The sequence below is a fragment of the uncultured Brevundimonas sp. genome (assembly GCF_963975535.1).
Taxonomy (GTDB): Bacteria; Pseudomonadota; Alphaproteobacteria; order Caulobacterales; family Caulobacteraceae; genus Brevundimonas.
The window spans coordinates 1-19,079 of sequence record NZ_CAXBHE010000012.1; the positions used below are offsets into that span (position 1 = coordinate 1).

Here is a 19,079-nt window from a genome sequence, read left to right on the forward strand (position 1 = left end):
CATCGTTTCGCCGATGCTGCCGATCTTCGTCGCCTGCTTTTCGATGTCCTTGCCGAGCTGATCCAGGCGGCGCTCAAGGCCGCGCTCCATGCCCTTGACATACGCGCCGATCAGCCCCAGCACAATGCCGATGAGCGCCAGCGCGACATCACGCCCGGTCAGAGATTCGGCAGATGCGTAGGCGACGGTTGACCATGCCAGCGGCAGCACGGCCAGCGGCAACGCCCATTGCCGAATCACAACCGCGCCTCAATCAACTTTCGCGCCCGCTCCGGGCTGATCTTGACACCAGCAGCCATGCCCGCCGCTGCGCTCTCAATCGACCGCCCGTGCTGCACGCTCACGGCATAGCCCCGCGCCTCGCGCCACTCTTTGAACCACTGCGCGTTGCTCAGGATCAGGTAACCCAGCCACATGAGCCGCCATTTGTCGCGCACATGCTGGCGCTCATGGGCAATCGTTGCGGCATCAGCCTGCGGGTGCGCCCAAACCCAAAACAGGGACGATCGGCCCATGACGCGCCCGCCGTTTTTGCCGCCCAAGTCTTTGCGACGGACAGGCACTTTTTCGGGCATAGGCGTCCACGACAGAAGATGAAGTAGCAGGAAGGGACCGAAAATAATCAGGAATGCAGTCATATCGGCTCCTCGGTGGTGACGATTTGCAGGCCAAGTCGCGACATCGCCTCGAATGCAGGCTCGCTGCTGATGTCTCCCTGCATTCGGATGGCTTCACAATCAGCCAACGTGGCTGTCAGCGTCAGCCCCTGTTGCACGGCCCCTTGTTCAGCCGCTGCGTGCGTTGCGCTTGCATCAGAAAGCAGGTTGATAAACGCAACCTGCATTGTCCCGCTGCTGATGTAATGCGTAGCTGGCTCGTTCCCGTCTGCTGAGAGCCCGGTGATATACATGCCATGACCACCAGGGGCGAGACATTCAGCAAGATTGCGAGCAGCATCAACGAGCGAGGCTGGGACAACAATCGTGACATGGGCATTCATGGCAAAACCACTCCCGCCTTGGCAGCCAAGTATGCTTCCAAGCTCTGCCGCTGGCCAACTGAAAGCTCGTCGGCAATCTGCACTAGGGCGTAAATACGCCCGGTGAGGAAATTTTGAGCCCCCCCAGTGCGAGACCCAATGGTCACGAACCTGCCCCCAGAATTTAAGGTGCCGGTAGGTGTTGTGGGGCCATTACTCACCCCATTGTTGAACACTTCAACAGTGGATGCGGATACTTGAGTTAGTACAACGTCTGTGTTGGCAACAGTGGCGGGGCCGGGGTCATTAAAGTCTTCCGTGCCTACAAAGCTAATACTCTCCGGGACAAGGCTCTGTGTTCTGAGATTTTGAGTCAGCCGAGAACCCCCCACGTATGAGTCGGAGTCCAGATACATCTGTAAGCCAACCCCAGTGTTTCGCCCTGAGATGCCCGCAGAGTGTTTCCCAGCCACAATTACGGGGTAGCTGGCTATTACAAGACTATCATCAACACCATCAAACTCAAGCCAATGCCTAGCCCCATCTGTACGATAGAGCTGCCTAGCCGTAGCTGTCGCCTGTGAGGCGTGGTTGCCATTGCCTGATTTATCCAGCGCCAAGCCCACTGGCTGGCCATCAGCAGTGACAGGCGTAGTGCCAGCACTGTCCTGAAACAGGGTGCTGAGGTCTGATGGGTCATACCATGCACCTTGCTCGCCGTTGGAAAATAGAATCAACGGGTTTACTTGCAAGGCCGCTGTATACAGCGTCTCCACATAATCCAACTGATTCGCCGTTAAGCTGGCCGCGCGAAAGAACCCCGACTGCACCTGCTTATTCACGTCCAATGCCGGATGCAGGAAATATCCATCCGCAGCGGCGTCGGGCAGGTTGTAGTAGGCGCGCAGCGGCAGCACGTCCACGGCATCGATGCCGAACGCTGCATATCGCGGCGATTCAGTGCTGCCGATCCGCAGCCAGCAGGCGGGCACCCAGGTTTCGGGCTGCGAGGATGCGTTCAGGTAGCGGCCAAAATCGGGGCCTGCCCGGTCGTTGCCGCCGAGGTAGGTGTACCCTGCGGGCAACGCGGGCAGTGACACACCTACGCCGAAGCCGGGCAGCCCGGCTGTGCCGATGTCGCTGGGGCCGATGGGGACTACCATTGCCACACCCGCACTTCGCCGCGTGCGCCTGCACCTGAGCCTCCGTCGTTGGTTGATCCGCCGCCACCGCCGCCGGGGGCTGTGCCAGCTACGCCGGGAACACCAGCCGAGCCATTACCGGCCCCACCTGAGCCGCCGTATTGAGACGCGCCGCCTGCGCCTTGGGTTGTGTTGCCGCTACCGCCGCCGCCAGCGCCCCCGTATACCGTTGGGCGACCTGCAGTATTTGAAAAACCAGCTGCCGAACCAAATTGATACGGAATACTGTTCGTTGTGGTCGCATCTGCGAGAGCACCGCCCGCGCCCCCGGGATTCCCCGCACTTGATGAGGTTCCTCCAAACCCACCTTTGGCAGTCAATAAAGCGCCAAATGTTGTATTGCCGCCAACATTTCCATCTGCTGCCACCCCATTCGCAATTGCCGCGCCACCGGCGCCGATAACAACAGAAATGGGCGACGAAACATCAGATGCACGAAACAACTGTCGCACGGACTGCCCGCCGCCACCGCCGCCAGAGCTGGTTGTGCTTGCGTTGTTTCGGCCCGATGCACCGCCGCCAATGCACTCAACTTGTATCCACGTCGCATTCGGGCTTTTAGAGAAATCACCCGATGCTGTGATGACGGTGTATTCGTCCTCAATGCCGACGCCCCATTCAACGCCATCTTCGGTAGCGTTGACCTTGAGGACACGCCCAGCCTGCCCCACCAACGACGGCAACCCCGCCGCACTCTGCACCGCAGCGGCGATGACTTCGTTTGAATCTTTGATGTCCTGAGATTCAGCCCGTGCAAGATCGGAGTTGACGGCGGCGACTTGGGCTGAGGCGCGGAAGTCGTCGGCGTCAGAGGCGCTGGTGGCAGCGGCGGTGGCGCTGTCTGAGGCTTCTCCGGCGGTGGTCTCGACGTAATCGGCAACCGTGTTTATGCCGTCAATGACATCCGGAAACTCCCCAAGGAAAGTGTCCATCCGGGGGCTAAAGTTCTCCGGGTCATTCCGGTTCGGTGCAGGGGTGGTGATCTGCGGTACTTGGGGTGCTGGCATTTGTGGTCGCTCCTAGAGTCCTTCAACCCGGATCGTCCCGTCGCTATACGCCGGGCCGGAGAATGTTTTTTCAAAGTCTTGATAGGCGCCGAAAACGATCAGCGAGTCGTAAAGCTCGCTGCCGATAAAGACGGCGGGTTGGTCGCGCTCGTTGTCCAAAATCCGGACGAATCGATCTATGGAAGCTGTCGGGCCGATGACCTCGAAATTCACGCGCTTGACCGATTGGCGGCGCACGAATGTGGTCCGCCCGAATGCGTCTGTTCTGCGAACGCCGAAGCGAACGGTCCCCACTGAGGTGCCGTTTAGGGTCAGGGCGATCTCACGAACAAAGCCAATCGACATCTCTGCACAAGCCGCATTGGTGGCTGTGATTTCAGCGTTGATGGTGGCCGCGCCGTAGGGCGGCAGGTTCAGAAACGCGAGGTCGAAACGCTGCTGGAATGGCTCGAAGCAGTAGGTGTAGAAGTCGACGACATTGCTGTTGTCGATAAGGCTCACGGTCTCGTCGAAAACCACGCCATCCGTTGGATCTTCCATCCAAACCCGGATCTCGCCGCCGCCACCCAGGCGGTTGAACACCACCGCATTGACGATTGATCCGGGCGTAATCGCCACGGTGATTTCGTCGGCGTTGGTGGTCTGATCCAGCGTCGATCCGTCGAACATGCGCCAGCGGTTGACCTTGCCCAACAGCCCCCAGGTTGGCGGGTCTGCGACGGCTCCGGCGGTTGGTTCGTCGGTCGTGCTGCTGACAAGCACCTGGTACAAGTCCAGCCCGACGCGTCGCTGTTCGCCAAGGTTGTGGGTGCCCGCTGACCATTCCGTTTCACTCAGCGGCACGCTGGACGTGAGCGCACTGACCTCTACGGGCGTGATGCTGACGATTTTCATTCGATCACCTGCATGGGCACGCCTTGGGTTTCCACGCGATCAAGCGTGTTGGCGCTGCGCGCCGTGTTCCGGGCGGTCTGGGTCATGACGTTATTGAGCGAAGCCACCTCGCGGCGCAGCGCCGCCACCTCGGCACGCAACGCAGGGTCACCACCACCACCCACCGCCGCCCCGATCTGCTGTTGGTTCCAGATCCGTGAAGGGCCGGTTGCCTCAAGCTCGGGGCCGTTTTCACCCACCACGCGCAAGCCGCCCGAATGCATGCCGCCACTGGCAAAGCCGGGCACCGATTCGGACAAGATCGCCCCGATGCTGCCCTCGATGCCGCGTAGCGCCGATAGCTGCTGCGAGGCCAGCGAGTTGGCGGTGTTGCCCTGTGATAGCAACTGCGCATGCTGCGCCCGCAATAGCTCCCCGCGCGCTGCATCAAGCTCCGCCTCGGCCTGAGCAACGCCCTGATTGGCGATGCGCAGTTGCTCGATTGCCGACACCGTGTTGTTGATGAGCCTGATCTGCTCATCGATCATCTCGATCTCGACCAGATGCTGTGCCTCGGCAACGGCCAATTCGCGGTCAGCGCGGGCCTGTGCGTAGATCAGGCTGCGTTCCAGCACATCAACGGTCCGTTCGTCCGCGCTCAGTTGTTTCTCGGCACGGCCGGCAAGCTGCGCAAGCGTTTCAGCCGTCAGCGATTGCGCCGTGGCCATCTCGATCTGCGACGCAAAATCGTCAGCCTCGAATTGCTGTGCCGCCGACACCGAGCGCTCAAGCCCCGGCGTAACGGACAAGCGCCCTGCCCCGATGCTTTGCAAGTTGCTCAGCGCCTGCGCACGCGAGAGCGACAGCCCGGCAACGCTGGACGCTGCACCGCTCAACAGGCCCACAAGCGCCTGCGATGCACTGGCAACGTCACGCGCACCAGCAATGCGGGCGTTGATCGATGCCGTCTCGGCTGCGAGTTGATCGCGGATGCCCTCTTGGATCACCGCAAACCGTGCGCGCTCGCCTTCGATCTGTTCGTTCAGCACCGCGACCTGAGCGTTGCGCTGTGCTTCCTGAGCTTGTTCCAAAGCCTGCTCGGCGCTGCTGACGCGGGATTGCGCTGCGGTGATAGCGTCGGCCATGGCCTGCTGGGCTGCGGCGGCTGTTTCAGCGGCGCGGGCGGCCAACAACGCCCCGACTTCCAACTCGCTCAGCCGGTTGACCAGTTCAATCAACCCAACGTCCTGCCCGGCCTCAGCACGTAGGTCGCGGAAGCGTTGCTCAAGCTGCGTCATCTCGGGGTCGAGCGAGGTCAGCACGGCGATCTGATCGAGCAAGCCGCGTGACTGCTGATAGCGTGCGGCGGCCAGTGCTAGTTCGGCTTGGCGGGCTTGTTCAGACGCGGCGGCTACCTGCTCCGCGTTGCGTGCAGCCTCATCCGCCCGCTGATCCAGTGTGTCGAAGAACTGCCCCAGCTGCGGCGCTGCGGCGAGTAGTACTTCGTAAGCACGGATGCCAGATTCGGTCGTCAGATCTAGCCCCTGCACGATACCCAGCAGATTTTCCCGGCTGTCGGTCAGCGCAACGCCGACTTCACCCAAGGCACCTGACAATACGGTCCTCAGATTTTCGAATTGCTGCTCCGATGTCAGCAACACCGATTGCAGAGACGACATTGAGCCGGACAACTGATCGCCAAACACCTGAGACAGACGCTCGGCCTGCTCGAAAAGAGCCACGCCCGACAAAGACGTGTTGAGGCCCATCAACCCGGCGTCCAGGCCCTGGGCCTGCGCAGTGATGCGTGCGAACGTGGTGGCGACCGTTTCACCCTCGCGCGAGAAGTCGCGGATACCGGGGACGATGCGTTCAGCAATCACGGTGGCGAGGTCATCAAACGCCAGTTGAGCGCCGTTCTCGTCGCGGAAGATGTCGCGTTGAATCGTCGCACTCAGGTCAAGCCCGGTGCCCGCAAGACGCGCCGCCTGCCCAGCTGTTTCGGCCAGCGAATCGAATGCGGCTTGGAATATCTCGGTGTTGAACTCTTCAGACCACGCGCGCCACTTGCGGCCACGAAAGCCGGAGCGCTTGCGGCTCTGCGTGACCCAGAGCATGGATTCGATCACGCCGTCCTCGACGGATAGCGTCAGCTCCTGCCCAACGGTTCTGAATTTGGTCCCGAAAGCTCCGCCGCCGGTGATGCGGTCAAGACCGCTGGCAACAAGTGACAACGGGTTAAGCACTGCAGCCGCGCCCTGGACGTTTTCGCCGACACGGCTGTTATCGACGGCCAGGCCGCGACCGACTGCAAATAGTCCAGCAGCCCCAGCCGCCCCAAGGGCCAGCATGCCCGGCGAAAGCGCAGTGAGGCTTGCGCTTAGATTAGTCAGCGATGAGGCCAGCGTCGGGAACGTGTTGCCGATGGCATCGATCAGCGGCAGCGTGCCGTTAAAGATCGCGGCCCCGATGCCGCCGCTCGTCCCGCCCAACAGGCCAGCGATGCCACCGCCACCCGTCAGAGATGAAAACGCCGCCCCGCCGATCTGGCCAATAGCGCTCTGAATGCCTGAAACGATGAAGCTGATTGTCGGGCGCAGCACCAGTGACTGGAACTGCGCCTTGAGTACGTCGATGAAATTGTCAGCAAAACTCTTGCCCGCCTCAAAGCCCCGCAGCAGGCCATCAGTGATGCCGCGATTCAGCTCATCACGCATACGCTGCGCAGCAGCTGCGGTTTCGTCTGCGGCGCGTTGGGCGGCAGTTGCGGCTTCTTCTTGGGCGCGCTTGTTGGCTTCGGCGGTTGCGGTAGCGGCGCGCGCGGCTTCATTCTGCGCATTGGCTAGGCCCTCGGTCACTTGTTGCTGCACCATCAACTGCCGCGTCAGCGCATCTGCCGCTTCAAACTCAGCGACAAACCGCGCTTCGGATTCGGTGCGGCCATCGCGCATCAGTTCGTTGATGCGGGTCTGAAAAGCGATCTGTTCTTGCAGGTCGGCTAGGCGGTCGGCTTCGGCGGTGGAGAGGTTGCCAATGGCGTCGGCTGCGGCAGTTGCGGCGGTTTCTGTCTCGCCAAGCACAATCGGCACCGGCTTGACCGCCTCATTCAGCCGACGGATGTCATTGGCGGTCTTCTCGATTGCGCCTGCGACGTTGTTCATCTCGACGGCGATCTGAGTGGCGCCGAAGGTGTCGCCCGCCGCTATCGCAGCTTGGCGTTGCGCTTCATAGATGCCCATCGCGTTGGCAAGCCGTTGAATTTGCGCCTGCGCCTCTTCCACGCCACGTAATTGGTCGGGTGCCAGCAATGGCCCGCCAGAACGTAAGCGTTCTGCCTCATCAGCCAATTCGCTGATTGATTTCTGAGGCGCTCCGGACAGCTCTCCAGCCGCATCACGTGCCCGGTTGAACCAAAGCACCAGAGCGGTCAGTCCAACGACCACGGCGCCGATAGGGCCGCCAACCAAAGCCAGCGCGCCACGGACGACGGCGATTCCGGCAGCGAGTGCCCTTGCGCCAAGGGTGGCCGCCGCAGTTGCGGCAGTAGCGCGCGCAGTGGCAGCTGCTTTCGCGGTCTGTGAGGCGGCAGTTGCGGCAGTGGCGCCAGCAAGCGCGGTTTCAGTGGTGGCCAACAGTCTGTTGGCTGATGCCAGTGATGCGCTTGCGGCAACCATGCGCTGAATCGTGGCGGCCCGGCCCTGTTCGGTAATCTGCGCTCGGAGTCGGACTTTCTCCAACTCAACCTCTGCCCGCACGGAAGCCACCACAGCGCGGACGCTGTTGACCTCTGCCGCCGCCTTGACCTCTGAGGCGCGGGCAGATGCAAGCGATGCGGCAGCGCTGGCGGCTTCTCTCTGGGCATTCTCAACAAGCGCGGCTGAGTGCGCGCGCGTCACTGCCGAAGCCTGCGCGAAGGCGACGCCCGATCCGATGACCGAAGAGGACAACCGCCCCAACCCTACCCCGGCCGCTGCCACCGTGACGACAGCCAGCGCGTTGATGACAAGGCCAAGGTTCTCGGCAAGCGCCGCCAGCGAGCCCCCCAACGCTGCCGAAACACCACGCGCTTGATCCGCTTCGCCGATGAATTTCAGAACCGCGTTGCTCACCTGCGTGAACCCGCGTTCAATCGTGATCGGCATGCGCGAGAATTCTTCCTCGACGGCCTGCGCCTGACTCTCAAGCGCTGCGATCATCCGTTGGACGGTGATTTCGCCGTCGTTGACTTGCTGACGCAGTGCGCCAATACCAATGCCCAAGCCATCGGCCAGCGCCTGCGCAAGCCGGGGGCTGTTTTCGATGACTGAGTTAAATTCCTCGGCCCGCAGCACGCCGCCCGCGAAGGCTTGCGTCAACTGCGTGATGGCGTTCGCCTGATTGGCGGCAGCCGTGCCCGACACCGCAAACGTCTGGTTGATCGTCTCGGTGATGGCGAGGATGCGGGCCTGTTCAATGCCGTACTCAGCCGTCGACCGGGTAATTCGGGCATACAGGTTCGTGGTGCTGGCCAGCGCCGTGCTGGTGCGCTGCGAGATGGCGAACACCTCAGCACTTGCCGCCGCGAACGCTTCCTGTCCGTTGGTCGCCAGACGAATTTGCGTCGTCATGTTGGCGTACTGATCGGCGATGCGAGACAGCGCCTGGATGCCTTGAATCGATGCAAAGGCGCCCACGAAGCCGACGACAGCATTGCGCACGCCGAAGAACGACCGCTCCAGCTTCGCGTTCTCACGCTCAAGCCGCTGCGTTGCGGTTTCGGTCTTGCGAGTGGTGCCAGACAGTCGGTCAAGGTCTCGCGTCGCAGTGCGGACGCTACTGGAGTCCGCGCGGAATCCAAGTTCAGCGATGTCCATTCATCTACCTCCCTTGGGTTCCGGTTGGGCTTGCTTTCTGTTGCTTGATTGCTCGTTGCTGACGGCATGCCGATAGGCGCTGTCCATCGCAATGAGCATCGATACTTCGTCGTTACTGACCGGCGTTCCGGTGAGCCGCGACCACGATTCAATCTCGCCCCATGACAGGGGCTCCGGCCCGCTGTGGCGCTGGTTTGATAGTTCGTGGAAGTGGTCCCAGACGTGCGTCACCACGTCCGGGATTTCAGGCTCATCAGGGGTCCGCGTCTTGAAGCGCTCGTTGCGCTCTCGGCGCGAAATCCCGTCTGATCCGAGGATCGAATACCGAACGTGGTGTTCGACGGCCTCGATCAGGGCTTCGGTCAGTTCTCCAAAAAACCCGCGATGTCGCCAAGGTCTGCGTCAACCTGATCGCTGACGATTGGGTTGCTCAAAACCTCGCGGACGTTTTCTTCGGTGAAATCGAGCTTCTTTCCGCCCCAGTTGGAGTCGCCGTTCCATTCCCAGCTCTCCACGCACGCGATGTGGATTTCGAGGGTCTGGTTCTCAAGCTGCTCCGACGTGACCTTGAATTTCCGGCTCGCCAAGCGCTTGTTCTGGATGTCGTGCTTCACTTTCTTGACCTTGCGGTCAGTTAGCGGGCGCAGGTTCAGGACAAGGCCGGTCGGCTCATCAGTGCCGGGGTGCAAAATCTTGAGCGGGCGGGTTGAAACAGGGGTGAAAGCTGCGGAAATATCCATTAGTTGATCCTCATCTGATCGATCCAAATGAATCCACCGGCCAGGGGGCGGATCAGGTCCCTTTTCGCCCTCATGAGGGCTAGGCCGACGGAAGGGGTGGCGTTAAGCCGAAACGGTCGCTTCGAGGAACTGATTCACGCCGACGGTAAACACCGATCGGATGAAGTCCTCATTGCCGCCGCCCGGATAGACCGGACCGGCAACCGGGCCGCGCAGGTAGTGCACGGCGCCGTTCGGCAGATCGAGCTTGAAGGCGTAAGAGTCGCGCACGGCTGGCTGGCCAGCAGCCTTGAAGGCGACCTGCCCGGCGTCCACCAGGTCAACGGCGCATTCGATCGTGAAGCTGCCGCCGTCGGTCTGGCCTTTGGCCTTGAGAGTCAACGCGCGTGCCAGCACGGGGTAATTCACCATGTTGGTTTCGTTGCCGTACTGGCCAATCGTTCCGACGTTGGCGATCTCGGTGTAGCTCAGCCCCTCGAACGCGGCTTCGTTGATGTCAACGTTCTGCGCGACGGTGGAGATTGAGACGGTTGCATTCAGGTAAGTAGTAGGGTCAGCCATTGGGGTTCCTCACGGGCATAAAAAAACCCGCTGAGAGCGGGCGAAAAAAAACCCGCCGAGGGGCGGGTTGCGGTTACCGGCTGAGCCGGATTGGTTAGAGCTTCTTGATCAGCTCGATTGCCTGTTCAGGGGTGAAGCCTTCTTTCAGGTAGGCGTCGTAATGGGCGCGTTTCAGCTTCGCGATCATGGTTGCGTTCTCGATCAGCGCGGGCAGCTTCCGGCGCAGTTCTTCGCCGGCGGCGAGTATCGCATCAGGCTTTGTCGGCAGTTGGTGAATCTTGTCTGTCATGCGTGCATCCTTCGGGCCGCCACTTTGCGGTAATCCCATCCTACATCGCGTGGCCTGGGCTGGCCGTGGAAACAAATGACGCGGGCCTTGCGGCGGTCGCCTTGAATCTTTGCCGACTGCGCCTCAACACCGAACCGATCAGCCTCGACGTGCGTCTGAATGAAGCCCTGATCGCCCCAGCATTGCCGGGTGGTGCAGCGGGCCATCCAACGCTCAGGCGCTTTTGAAAACTCGGCATACAGATGCGACATTCCGCCGCGCCACGCCATCACGCCGGAACCGATGCCCTCATTCGGGCGGTAGAAGTCAGGCAGCGCCGTGAATTGATCCCGAAACAGCGGCGCGATGTCACCGACGATGACGGTGTCAAGGTCCAAATACAGAACATGACCGCGAAACACGCTGGGCCGGAACAGTTCGATCTTTGACCACCAGCCCGGCCAGTCGTGACGCAGCGGAATCCGCTTGCATGGCACGGCGCAGTCCGACAGGCAAACCAGCCGGACGCCCGGTGAATGCTTCTCAAGGTCCGCTTTGATGCGCTCCACATAGTCGGCACCGTAATGACCGCCAGACCGCAATACCGTCGCTACGGTGTGCATTTTGCGATGACGTACTTTGTTTCGCCGGGTTTGATCTCGACGGAACCGAAATGCCGCTGCAATGCAGCAACCCACCAGTTCGTTGGCTTGACGGTCAGGTGCAGATGCTCCCCGATCCCCTTGCCCATGTGGCACTCAAACAGTGCGATCTGGAAGAAGGCGCATCGGGCCGTGCGAAGTGCGATGCCCTTCAGGCAGTCGCTCACATGCTCAGGCGGGATGTGCTCCATCACGTCGCAGCAAAACCCGTAGTCGAACGTGCCGAATGCGGGCATGTCCCACAGCGTGCCGATGACCTTCGGGCCGTCGAACTCGGTGATGGCATTCTCGGCAATGTCGAATGCAGTCACCCGCAAGCCATGATCGGCCAGCCACTGCGACGCCCGGCCAGTACCGGCGCCGTAGTCGCAAAGGGTCTGACCTTCCCGCATGCCCATCCAATCAAACGCGGTCGCCACCAGCCGGAAGCCGGGCGAGCGTTCGCGATATGCAGGCTGCGCCCACATCTTTTCGTACTTGGCGCGCTCTGCGTTCAAATGATCCATTCGGGCACCTTTGCGGGGTCAATTTTTGGGAAACAGGTGACGCGGCTCCATGGGCTCGCGTTCACCACTTCAATTCCAGCGCCCCGCAGTTGCGGCAATGCGCTCTCGAACAACATCGACAGATGCGCCAGGCTGCGCGTCATCTTCCCATCAATTCGCGGCTGATCATCGGCGTCCACTCCGCACAAGACAATCCGCTTCGGCCTCATGTGGTACGCCAGACCCAGCGCACCGTAGGCGCTGTTGCCGGTGTGGATCGCGCCGGGGTCTTCGCTCAGACCAAGTTTTGCCGACCATCTCCACCGCCACCATTCTGGACTCGATTTGTCCGCAGGTTCCGCTCCGCGATGCGACACCCGGCGAACATGCCCAGGCTCGCCACACGCGATGTATTTCACCGCCGGGCGTTGCCGATCGAACCGCTGGCGATTCTCTTCGCTCATGTCGAGGGTGAACCACAAGTCAGCGCGGGGCAGCCAATCGATGGCGCCGTTGACCGCGATGATTGGCGCCTTGATCCGATCAAAGTCCACAAGCCGCGCGCTTTGTCCATTGGCGACGATCAGCATTTCAAGGCCTCAACCATCGGCATCCGCTCGAAACATTCCAGCGCCGTCCCCGTCGTGGCATTGATGACGCTAACTCCCGCCTTTGCCATGTCATTCGCCAGCGGCTCGAAGTTGCGCCGCCATGCGTTGATGTGGCTCTCCGGCGCGCTGAGCATCCCTTCGTGCTCGCCGTGCCAGTGCCCGCCGTTCTTGCGGTGCATGTCGTAGCCCAGCAACACGATCCGTTTCGCGCCCATGTGCCAAGCCAGATTGATGGCCTGATACCCACCGTTGCCGCCGGTGTTGATGTGGCCGGGCTCAGTGCAAAGGCCAGCGCCCTGCCCTCTCTCGATTCGGTTGATGCCGTATCGCAATTGCGCGGCACTGCTCAGGGTCCATTTCTGACCGGCGAACGCCTCGGCTGCGGTGCCGTAACGTGCCCACCACTGAAAATCGCAGGCGTACAGCACGTGCGCCCATGGGATCAGCTCCCACGTGTTGTTGATGACCATCACGCGCCACGACCGGAACCGGCGAAGGTGCGCGACATCGGTGTAAATCATGCTCGGACCAGATGCGCAGATCACCCACCGATCACACTGCGGCAGTTCAGCGCGACCCGTGGGCGGCATAGGGGATCGTGATGGGCAGCTTCACCCGCGCCGGTTCTTCGATCACAGCCGAAACGTATGGCGGCCGGGACACATAGGCCGGGCCCAGCACGGTGCCGGTGTCGAAGTACGCGATCAGATCGCGCACAACGTCCATTGACGGATTAAGCCCGGCGCCGGGGCGGTTGCAGACCATCGCTTGGCAAAACCCGCGCAGGCTGATGACCTCGGACGCCTTCACGCCGTATTGGAGCGTCCGGTTCGGGAAATACTTGCACTCAATCCAGATGCCTTCGTCCGGCGGCTCGCCACCGGTGCCGGAGTAGATGACCGGGATCGCCGGGCTGTAACCGGCTGCGAACGTCCCCGCCAACGTTGCAAAGGCATCCCAAACCGCATCGTCGTTCATCGGATGCGCGCCTTGGCTTCTTGGGTGACCTTTGCCACCGTGGGCCGCCAGTTCTGCGCGGCGGATCGTAGAAAGCCGTCCTGCGCCTCACGTGCCCGCGCGTACTCAGCTGACCACCCGAAAAAAATCGTGTCGCCAAGCTGCGCCCGGCCAATAGTGAGGGTCACGCCATCGCCGAGAAAATCGAACGTCGCGCCCTCTTCAATCGGACGGCGCGGGCCGGTGGGCATGCCGGTCAATGATGCAGCACCGGAACCACGTAAAAACCCGGTATCGACGCGCATCTTCCCGCCCTTGGCAACCGGCGTTTGGGCTTCCTCAATCGTGCGTTGTACCGATTCGCGGAAAATGGCCAGGGCGCGCTTTCTGCACTTGAGCGCCCATGCGTCGGCAACCGCTGATGCTTGTTTGGCCATGTCAGGTTGCCTCCCCTATCCAGTCAACGCGGGTTTGCGACATGCAGCGGCACTGAATCACCTCGGCTGCACCGGCACCCAGTGACGTATCGCCGGGGAACATCAGCATCGCGCCGGATGGGCTGCGAAATGGCTCGCCCTGTTTCTGGCGCTGGCCATCCATGGCGATGTGCGTGTCACGGGTGCGGCCATCGCCGGACGTGCTCCACTCTTTCAGCACCGAGTCGGCCCGAAACAGACCTTCTTGGATGCCCTGCTCATAAACCTCATTCCGAGCCGCGTTGAACGCGCTCAGCGACTCAGTGCGGGCGATGGTCTCGCCGCGCAATGCCAACAGGCGATCCGAGTAACGCCCGACGATGCGATCAACGTCGGCAGCCTTCACCGGCTTCCCGGCATCAATCGCCCGTTGCACGATGCTGTCAAAGCGACGATCACGCCGGACGCGCTCAAAATACTGGCGCATCTGCTCCGGATCGCCGCTCAGCAACTGCGCCCTTGCGTTCACCACGTACTGCGCCTGTGGGCCACTCAGGCCGACGATGCCGCCCGACCTGCGGCCAGTCTGTCGGCTGATGCGCCCAACGATGTCAAGGGCCGTCTGGCGCGGATTGCGGCCTATCTCCGTGCCACGTGCCACTGCCGCCCGAATGCCGTCCCGTTGACCGGCCGCAATGTCCACCACCAAGCGGCTGGACTCAGTGCGCAGCCACGTTTCCGCCCGCGTGTTGCGGACATCAAAGCGGATCGCGGCACGGCCCAAACCACGGGGCGGACGCAACGAACCGGCCTCAATCGTTCCGCCGGTCACGTACACGCCCCGGATTGATTCGAGCAACTGCGACAAGTCCGCCTCGCTGAATTGCAGGGCGGTGATGACCCCGGCGATGTTGCCGACCGAGATCAGCGACTCCACCTCCGCAATGCTTGCCGCTCCGACCAAGCGCTGCACCTCGGCCAGATAGGCGCGGGCAACGGTTGGCTCTAGGCGCTCAAGCTCAGCAACCAACTGGCGCGCGGATTTGTTCACACCCGCGCGAGAAATTCGTAAAGCAGAACCGTGCCGCCGGGGTTCAGCGGCATCACCTCTGCGAAGTTGTACCGGGCGCCGTCGATCACGATCTTGTCTTTCGTGTCCGGGACAATTGCAATGGTGGTTGAGATCAGGCCCATCTTGTCGCCGACCTGAATCAGCGTTTCCGAGATCAGCGACAGCTTGTAACCGGCCTCTACGATCTGGCAGGGGTACGGGTCGTCAGTAATGACCGGCGCATGTGCCGGGCCTGTCTTGACCAAGCGAACGACGGTGGCGGCCTTTCCATAAGTGCTGATCAGGCGTTGCGCCGTGGCGTTCAGGCGGTCGTAGAAAGCGCTCATACCACCGTGATGCCGGGCAGTTCGTAGGGGCGAAACAGCAGCGGCGCAAGAAGCTCATCGATCACCGCAACAACGGGCCGGTTCGGCGTGCTGTTGGCACTGACCGCGCTTGATGCGTACTGCACCTCTACCGGCCCGACCTTTTCCTTCGTCACCTGCGAGGCTGCGACGTAATCAGGCGAAAGGCTGCCGGGCGTGGCCGCTTCACGCAGTGCTGCCTCATAGGCTGCGTGCTGCACTTCTTCGGGGATTTCGTCCGGCTCGATTTCAAGCCCTTCGTAGTCGGTCGCACCAGTGCGCGGCCATTCACGCGCCTGTGCCCGCCCGCCGGTCTTCACGCCCCGGAACATGGACTGCCAACGCCCGGACATCAGGCGCCAGCGGTAACGGCCGTCCACGTAATCCGACCCACGAACGAGTGCGGCGGTCTTGGCAGGTTCCGTCAGCGCCGCCCACGCGGCATTGGCCCGCGCGAGATGGTAAGCATCAGCCCCAGCAAGATCGCCGTACACGATCAGGCTTCCGGTTCTTCTTCATCCGCCTCGGCCAATGCGGCCTTAAGGCTTTCCAGCGAACTGCGTCGGTCTTTCTTGATGCCGCGCTCGGCCAGGGCGGCGAGAATCGCGCCCTTGTCGTCATCCACGGCAGCCTTGGGGGCAGCGACGGGGGCGGCTTCGGCCTCGACGATCAGAATGCGGGCCTTGACCCACGCGGCGACGACCTTGTTGTCCTTGACCGCGTTCCAGTTGTGCACGGACGTTTTCACGCCGGGATCAAGAACCGTCCCGCCGGGCAGACCCAGCGGCGACTTGTGATTGTTGGTGATGATGGCCATGTTCGATCCTTGTAAATGAAAAGCCCCGGAAAACCGGGGCTCTGAACTATATGAATTGTCCGTAGTGTTTCAACTCAGCCTCCCTTCGCGCCGCGATGGCCTCCGGAAGGGTGGCAAAACACCCCAAATGAATCACTCGCTTTTCAACAGAAATACGGGCAAACCACCCATTCGCTCTGTTTTTATGGACTCCACGATGACCGCTTCTGCTCTTGCGGAACGTTCGAGTATTGAGGTTGTTTTGAGCCCTTGAAGCAATTCGCAGATTCGTCCATCGGTTGTCATTTCGAATGCGATTCTTATGATCGACATCCATGTCAGATGGCGGCCATTCTCCGGTCATAAGCAACCACGCCAGATGATGGGCGCGATATTGCCGTCCGAACAAAATGATTATTTTGTAGCCGTCTTTGAGAGTTCCAGCCTCATCGCCATGAAAACGTCCGCCGCCAAAGCACATGACGCGGACTTTCCAGCGAAAAATGCCGGTCTCCGGATCATAGTCGAGACGGTTTCTGACCTCTTCTGCGGTGAAACACCGCCGCTCGCGAAGAGTTTCCTTTGGAGTAAACTCCGACTTGCCCATAGCAACCCCCAACGGTTGTTGTGTGGAAGAGGGCCCGGGGTGTTGACGCACCCCGGGCCTTCGTCTTTCTACCTCAGATGCTATACGCCGTCAACGTAGGCGACTTCCTTCGGGAGACGAACGTCGAGGCCACCCAGGCGCATCACGCCCGGAACGTCCCAACGCAGCGGACCCGACTGGTACACCGGCAGGAACCGGTGCGGCATCGGCATGTGCAGCTTAAGCACCTGCGGATCGTTGCGATACGCAATCATTCGCGGAACGCTAGAAACCCCAGCCGCATCCAGCCCACGCAGACCACGAATGGTCAGCGGGCGGCCGGTCATTGCCGTGTACACGTTGTTGCGGATGAAGAAGCTCAGCACCGTCTCGTCGCTGTCCGTGGTCATGCGCCGGGTGGCGATGACTTGGAACTTCAGCCACGGCAGGAGCAGCGTGTCGGCCATTGCAACCGTGTTCGTGCCGTTGAACACATTCAGGATCGCGCTGTTCATGTCCTCGACCATCTGGTCAGGCGTGGCGCTTCCGGGGGCGCCAACAACGCCCCAGTTGCCGGTGGCAGCAGCGCCAGCCGTCACGCCCTGCGCATCGAACAGGCCGGTGAAGCCCTTCGAGGCATCGCCCAACAGCGCAACGCGGTCGACCATTTCTTCGGCGGCACGACGTGCGGCCATGGCGTCTTCGTTGGCTAGGTTGATGCCGAGCAACTGCGCACGGCCCACTTCTTCCCAGCCCCAGCCGTAGCCGATGCCAGCGGTGTGCACCGGGGTTTCAAACTTCGACCGGGTGGTGCCCGCTTTCGGGATGTCGTCGGAATTGCCATTGATCCAGTCAGCCGCACCGTGGCGGTCAGAGCTGAAATAGGTCACCGAGCTGGCGAACTCCGAACCGGAGGTGTCAACCGGGATCAGGCCCCGGTACTGAATGTCCGGGTAGCGGGTTGCGTAAACGCCCGGCTCGATGATCGAGGTTTGGGCGATGACGAATCCGAGCGCGGACTGTGCATCAAAAAGAGGATTGCTCATGGTATTGGCTCCTTAAGCCAGACGCACAACGGCAAGGCCGGTGGCAGATGCGGAGGTGTCCCAACGGGCGCCAGGGATTTGCACCGCCGAGTTGGCGTTGCTGTCCTGGAAGTCGCCGTTGGACGGGCGGACGAAAACGCCGTCGCCTGCGGTGCAGCCGCTTGCGCAGACGACCCAGACGTCACGGCCACTGCCCACGGGGGCGATGCGGGCCGATTCGCCGATGCCGAACGAATCAACCGTCCGGGCGGTGACTTGGCCGTCAACGACCGTCATGCCGGCCGCCGATCGATCCAGCAAGGTGATGCCCACGAACGTGGTGTCACCGGAGCCGAAGGCTTCGACGCCCTTGTCGGTCGCGCCCTGGGTGACGGCACGGCCGAAGCCGATGACTGCCGTTTCCACGGTGCGGGAGATGATCGGGCCATTGATCATCGTGGCGGGCATACCCGCTACGGCGACGGCCTGGGTTTCGGGGTAGTTGGTTTGGATAGCCATTACTGGTTACCTCCCTTGTTGGGTTCGTTCAGGGCGGCGACAGAAGCCGCATACCCGTTGTCGTTGGCGGTCTTTCGGTCAACGCCCTTGATCAGCACCTTGCGCACGGGATCGGATGCAGCGTCTTCAGCGAGGATGTCGAAGCGCGCATCGATGTACGCCGCCGTCTTGTCCTTGATCGCCGCGTCGCCGCACTTGGCAGCCACAGCGGCCTTGCGGATGTCTGCATCCGACTTGCCGGTGTAGTCCTGATCTGCGATGCCCTTGGCGGTTGCGATCAGGTCAGCGCGGGCCTGAACGCGGGCGTCCAGATCGGCATCACTGAGCACCTTGCCTTTCAGGCTGTCGATCTCGGCATCACGCTTTGCGAGGTCGGCATCCTTGGCGGCAATGGCCTTGGCGTGGGTGTCTTCCAGCGATTGACGCGCAACTTCGGCGTCCTTCATCTGGCTCTGTAGCTTGGCGATTGCCTGGGCACCGGCATCGGTCGTTTCAACCGACAGTCCGTCAACCAGGATCGTCCGGGTCTTGCTGTCACTCATGGGGTTCTCCTTGGGAGATTGGATGTCGGCGCGATCCGGTTCACCGGGGGCGCGCCAATCCCCGATGCGTGTGCTACCCGCCCTGCCTTTACTGACAAGGGCGATGTGATTGATGCGGATGTCCCGCTGTACTGCGTCATACGTCTCGCCTTCGGGCGATTCGCCGGAATCGAAAACGATCTCCGCGAGGTAGCCCATGGAAAGCTCGCGCTTGCCCTTTTCGTAATCGCTGATCGCCCCGGCATCCATCAGGATCAGCGGCACGCGAACGTGATCGCCGTCTCGAACGATGTCGTCACCGATCTGCCCGATGGAATCCTTTTTCCACGTGTCAGCGGTCACGAATGCCGCCGGGTGGTCGTTGGTTGCGGGCTTGTGGGCGTAGCTGGCAAGGCTGTCGCGTGCGAACACCTCACCCTCTGGCCGATACACGCGCACAACAGGCATATCGGGGCGGCCAAGCTCACGCCCGGCGTACTCCTGAATACCCGTGCGGGCTGCGCGAACGTCCGCGACCAGATAGCCGTCCACAGTTCGGCGGACGCCTGTCGCAGTGACGGCGTCATTGAATTTCTGCATGG

The 19,079-nt window shown here is 61.6% G+C and carries 24 protein-coding genes; all 24 read right to left on the bottom strand.

Annotated features, from left to right (window positions below; genetic code table 11):
- Positions 1–240 (bottom strand): hypothetical protein (locus AACZ75_RS14065; protein WP_339873723.1); only part of this gene is annotated, 240 nt, incomplete at its 3' end.
- Complete coding sequence (locus AACZ75_RS14070) at positions 237–638, bottom strand: hypothetical protein (protein WP_339754181.1); 402 nt, start codon at positions 636–638, stop codon at positions 237–239. The genes AACZ75_RS14070 and AACZ75_RS14065, both read right to left, overlap by 4 nt.
- Positions 635–1,000, bottom strand: a complete 366-nt coding sequence (locus AACZ75_RS14075) for a hypothetical protein (RefSeq protein WP_339754179.1) — start codon at positions 998–1,000, stop codon at positions 635–637. Before AACZ75_RS14075 ends, AACZ75_RS14070 begins: the two co-directional genes overlap by 4 nt.
- On the bottom strand, positions 997–2,142 hold the full coding sequence (locus AACZ75_RS14080) for a hypothetical protein (protein ID WP_339754176.1): 1,146 nt from the start codon (positions 2,140–2,142) through the stop codon (positions 997–999). Before AACZ75_RS14080 ends, AACZ75_RS14075 begins: the two co-directional genes overlap by 4 nt.
- Positions 2,136–3,188 (bottom strand): glycine-rich domain-containing protein, encoded by a 1,053-nt coding sequence (locus AACZ75_RS14085; RefSeq protein ID WP_339754173.1) that lies wholly within the window; start codon positions 3,186–3,188, stop codon positions 2,136–2,138. Before AACZ75_RS14085 ends, AACZ75_RS14080 begins: the two co-directional genes overlap by 7 nt.
- A 12-nt stretch (positions 3,189–3,200) precedes the next feature.
- Positions 3,201–4,082, bottom strand: a complete 882-nt coding sequence (locus AACZ75_RS14090; protein ID WP_339754170.1) for a hypothetical protein — start codon at positions 4,080–4,082, stop codon at positions 3,201–3,203.
- Complete coding sequence (locus AACZ75_RS14095) at positions 4,079–8,914, bottom strand: tape measure protein (RefSeq protein ID WP_339754168.1); 4,836 nt, start codon at positions 8,912–8,914, stop codon at positions 4,079–4,081. Before AACZ75_RS14095 ends, AACZ75_RS14090 begins: the two co-directional genes overlap by 4 nt.
- Positions 8,915–9,276: 362 nt before the next feature.
- Positions 9,277–9,654, bottom strand: a complete 378-nt coding sequence (locus AACZ75_RS14100; protein WP_339754165.1) for a hypothetical protein — start codon at positions 9,652–9,654, stop codon at positions 9,277–9,279.
- A 102-nt stretch (positions 9,655–9,756) separates the two neighbouring features.
- On the bottom strand, positions 9,757–10,215 hold the full coding sequence (locus tag AACZ75_RS14105; protein ID WP_339754162.1) for a hypothetical protein: 459 nt from the start codon (positions 10,213–10,215) through the stop codon (positions 9,757–9,759).
- 94 nt (positions 10,216–10,309) lie between these two features.
- Positions 10,310–10,504: a hypothetical protein gene (locus AACZ75_RS14110; RefSeq protein ID WP_339754159.1), complete on the bottom strand. Its 195-nt coding sequence runs from the start codon at positions 10,502–10,504 to the stop codon at positions 10,310–10,312.
- Entirely contained in the window at positions 10,501–11,052 is a 552-nt protein-coding gene (locus AACZ75_RS14115) for a hypothetical protein (RefSeq protein ID WP_339754156.1), read from the bottom strand. Before AACZ75_RS14115 ends, AACZ75_RS14110 begins: the two co-directional genes overlap by 4 nt.
- Positions 11,053–11,093: 41 nt before the next feature.
- Positions 11,094–11,651 carry a class I SAM-dependent methyltransferase gene (locus AACZ75_RS14120; RefSeq protein ID WP_339754153.1) on the bottom strand — a complete coding sequence of 186 codons (558 nt, stop codon included), beginning with the start codon at positions 11,649–11,651 and terminating at the stop codon, positions 11,094–11,096.
- Positions 11,639–12,220 (bottom strand): hypothetical protein, encoded by a 582-nt coding sequence (locus tag AACZ75_RS14125; RefSeq protein WP_339754150.1) that lies wholly within the window; start codon positions 12,218–12,220, stop codon positions 11,639–11,641. The genes AACZ75_RS14120 and AACZ75_RS14125 overlap by 13 nt, the downstream gene beginning before the upstream one ends.
- On the bottom strand, positions 12,214–12,762 hold the full coding sequence (locus tag AACZ75_RS14130) for a hypothetical protein (RefSeq protein WP_339754148.1): 549 nt from the start codon (positions 12,760–12,762) through the stop codon (positions 12,214–12,216). Before AACZ75_RS14130 ends, AACZ75_RS14125 begins: the two co-directional genes overlap by 7 nt.
- A 46-nt stretch (positions 12,763–12,808) precedes the next feature.
- A complete protein-coding gene (locus AACZ75_RS14135) occupies positions 12,809–13,219 on the bottom strand; it encodes a phage tail terminator-like protein (protein ID WP_339754145.1) in 411 nt (136 codons plus the stop codon).
- Complete coding sequence (locus tag AACZ75_RS14140; protein ID WP_339754142.1) at positions 13,216–13,635, bottom strand: hypothetical protein; 420 nt, start codon at positions 13,633–13,635, stop codon at positions 13,216–13,218. The genes AACZ75_RS14135 and AACZ75_RS14140 overlap by 4 nt, the downstream gene beginning before the upstream one ends.
- Position 13,636: 1 nt before the next feature.
- Positions 13,637–14,665 carry a phage minor head protein gene (locus tag AACZ75_RS14145; protein WP_339754139.1) on the bottom strand — a complete coding sequence of 343 codons (1,029 nt, stop codon included), beginning with the start codon at positions 14,663–14,665 and terminating at the stop codon, positions 13,637–13,639.
- Positions 14,662–15,012: a hypothetical protein gene (locus AACZ75_RS14150; RefSeq protein ID WP_339754136.1), complete on the bottom strand. Its 351-nt coding sequence runs from the start codon at positions 15,010–15,012 to the stop codon at positions 14,662–14,664. The genes AACZ75_RS14145 and AACZ75_RS14150 overlap by 4 nt, the downstream gene beginning before the upstream one ends.
- Complete coding sequence (locus tag AACZ75_RS14155; protein ID WP_339754134.1) at positions 15,009–15,524, bottom strand: DnaT-like ssDNA-binding protein; 516 nt, start codon at positions 15,522–15,524, stop codon at positions 15,009–15,011. The genes AACZ75_RS14150 and AACZ75_RS14155 overlap by 4 nt, the downstream gene beginning before the upstream one ends.
- 2 nt (positions 15,525–15,526) lie before the next feature.
- Complete coding sequence (locus AACZ75_RS14160; protein ID WP_339754131.1) at positions 15,527–15,847, bottom strand: hypothetical protein; 321 nt, start codon at positions 15,845–15,847, stop codon at positions 15,527–15,529.
- Between the two features lie 46 nt (positions 15,848–15,893).
- On the bottom strand, positions 15,894–16,433 hold the full coding sequence (locus AACZ75_RS14165) for an HNH endonuclease signature motif containing protein (RefSeq protein WP_339754128.1): 540 nt from the start codon (positions 16,431–16,433) through the stop codon (positions 15,894–15,896).
- Between the two features lie 80 nt (positions 16,434–16,513).
- The gene (locus tag AACZ75_RS14170; protein WP_339754125.1) at positions 16,514–17,458 is read right to left on the bottom strand and encodes a major capsid family protein; all 945 of its coding nucleotides are present in this window, start codon (positions 17,456–17,458) and stop codon (positions 16,514–16,516) included.
- A 12-nt stretch (positions 17,459–17,470) separates the two neighbouring features.
- Complete coding sequence (locus tag AACZ75_RS14175) at positions 17,471–17,956, bottom strand: hypothetical protein (RefSeq protein ID WP_339754122.1); 486 nt, start codon at positions 17,954–17,956, stop codon at positions 17,471–17,473.
- On the bottom strand, positions 17,956–19,077 hold the full coding sequence (locus AACZ75_RS14180; RefSeq protein ID WP_339754119.1) for a DUF2213 domain-containing protein: 1,122 nt from the start codon (positions 19,075–19,077) through the stop codon (positions 17,956–17,958). The genes AACZ75_RS14175 and AACZ75_RS14180 overlap by 1 nt, the downstream gene beginning before the upstream one ends.
- Between the last annotated feature and the right edge of the window lie 2 nt (positions 19,078–19,079).

Excerpts from the sequence above, each read along its gene's own strand:
- AACZ75_RS14100 (WP_339754165.1), bottom strand. The coding sequence starts at position 9,654 with ATGGATATTTCCGCAGCTTTCACCCCTGTTTCAACCCGCCCGCTCAAG.
- AACZ75_RS14150 (WP_339754136.1), bottom strand. The coding sequence starts at position 15,012 with ATGAGCGCTTTCTACGACCGCCTGAACGCCACGGCGCAACGCCTGATC.
- AACZ75_RS14075 (WP_339754179.1), bottom strand. The coding sequence starts at position 1,000 with ATGAATGCCCATGTCACGATTGTTGTCCCAGCCTCGCTCGTTGATGCT.
- AACZ75_RS14135 (WP_339754145.1), bottom strand. The coding sequence starts at position 13,219 with ATGAACGACGATGCGGTTTGGGATGCCTTTGCAACGTTGGCGGGGACG.
- AACZ75_RS14085 (WP_339754173.1), bottom strand. The coding sequence starts at position 3,188 with ATGCCAGCACCCCAAGTACCGCAGATCACCACCCCTGCACCGAACCGG.
- AACZ75_RS14105 (WP_339754162.1), bottom strand. The coding sequence starts at position 10,215 with ATGGCTGACCCTACTACTTACCTGAATGCAACCGTCTCAATCTCCACC.
- AACZ75_RS14170 (WP_339754125.1), bottom strand. The coding sequence starts at position 17,458 with ATGAGCAATCCTCTTTTTGATGCACAGTCCGCGCTCGGATTCGTCATC.
- AACZ75_RS14110 (WP_339754159.1), bottom strand. The coding sequence starts at position 10,504 with ATGACAGACAAGATTCACCAACTGCCGACAAAGCCTGATGCGATACTC.
- AACZ75_RS14120 (WP_339754153.1), bottom strand. The coding sequence starts at position 11,651 with ATGGATCATTTGAACGCAGAGCGCGCCAAGTACGAAAAGATGTGGGCG.
- AACZ75_RS14140 (WP_339754142.1), bottom strand. The coding sequence starts at position 13,635 with ATGGCCAAACAAGCATCAGCGGTTGCCGACGCATGGGCGCTCAAGTGC.
- AACZ75_RS14095 (WP_339754168.1), bottom strand. The coding sequence starts at position 8,914 with ATGGACATCGCTGAACTTGGATTCCGCGCGGACTCCAGTAGCGTCCGC.
- AACZ75_RS14180 (WP_339754119.1), bottom strand. The coding sequence starts at position 19,077 with ATGCAGAAATTCAATGACGCCGTCACTGCGACAGGCGTCCGCCGAACT.
- AACZ75_RS14090 (WP_339754170.1), bottom strand. The coding sequence starts at position 4,082 with ATGAAAATCGTCAGCATCACGCCCGTAGAGGTCAGTGCGCTCACGTCC.
- AACZ75_RS14130 (WP_339754148.1), bottom strand. The coding sequence starts at position 12,762 with ATGATTTACACCGATGTCGCGCACCTTCGCCGGTTCCGGTCGTGGCGC.
- AACZ75_RS14125 (WP_339754150.1), bottom strand. The coding sequence starts at position 12,220 with ATGCTGATCGTCGCCAATGGACAAAGCGCGCGGCTTGTGGACTTTGAT.
- AACZ75_RS14175 (WP_339754122.1), bottom strand. The coding sequence starts at position 17,956 with ATGGCTATCCAAACCAACTACCCCGAAACCCAGGCCGTCGCCGTAGCG.
- AACZ75_RS14070 (WP_339754181.1), bottom strand. The coding sequence starts at position 638 with ATGACTGCATTCCTGATTATTTTCGGTCCCTTCCTGCTACTTCATCTT.
- AACZ75_RS14165 (WP_339754128.1), bottom strand. The coding sequence starts at position 16,433 with ATGGGCAAGTCGGAGTTTACTCCAAAGGAAACTCTTCGCGAGCGGCGG.
- AACZ75_RS14080 (WP_339754176.1), bottom strand. The coding sequence starts at position 2,142 with ATGGTAGTCCCCATCGGCCCCAGCGACATCGGCACAGCCGGGCTGCCC.
- AACZ75_RS14160 (WP_339754131.1), bottom strand. The coding sequence starts at position 15,847 with ATGGCCATCATCACCAACAATCACAAGTCGCCGCTGGGTCTGCCCGGC.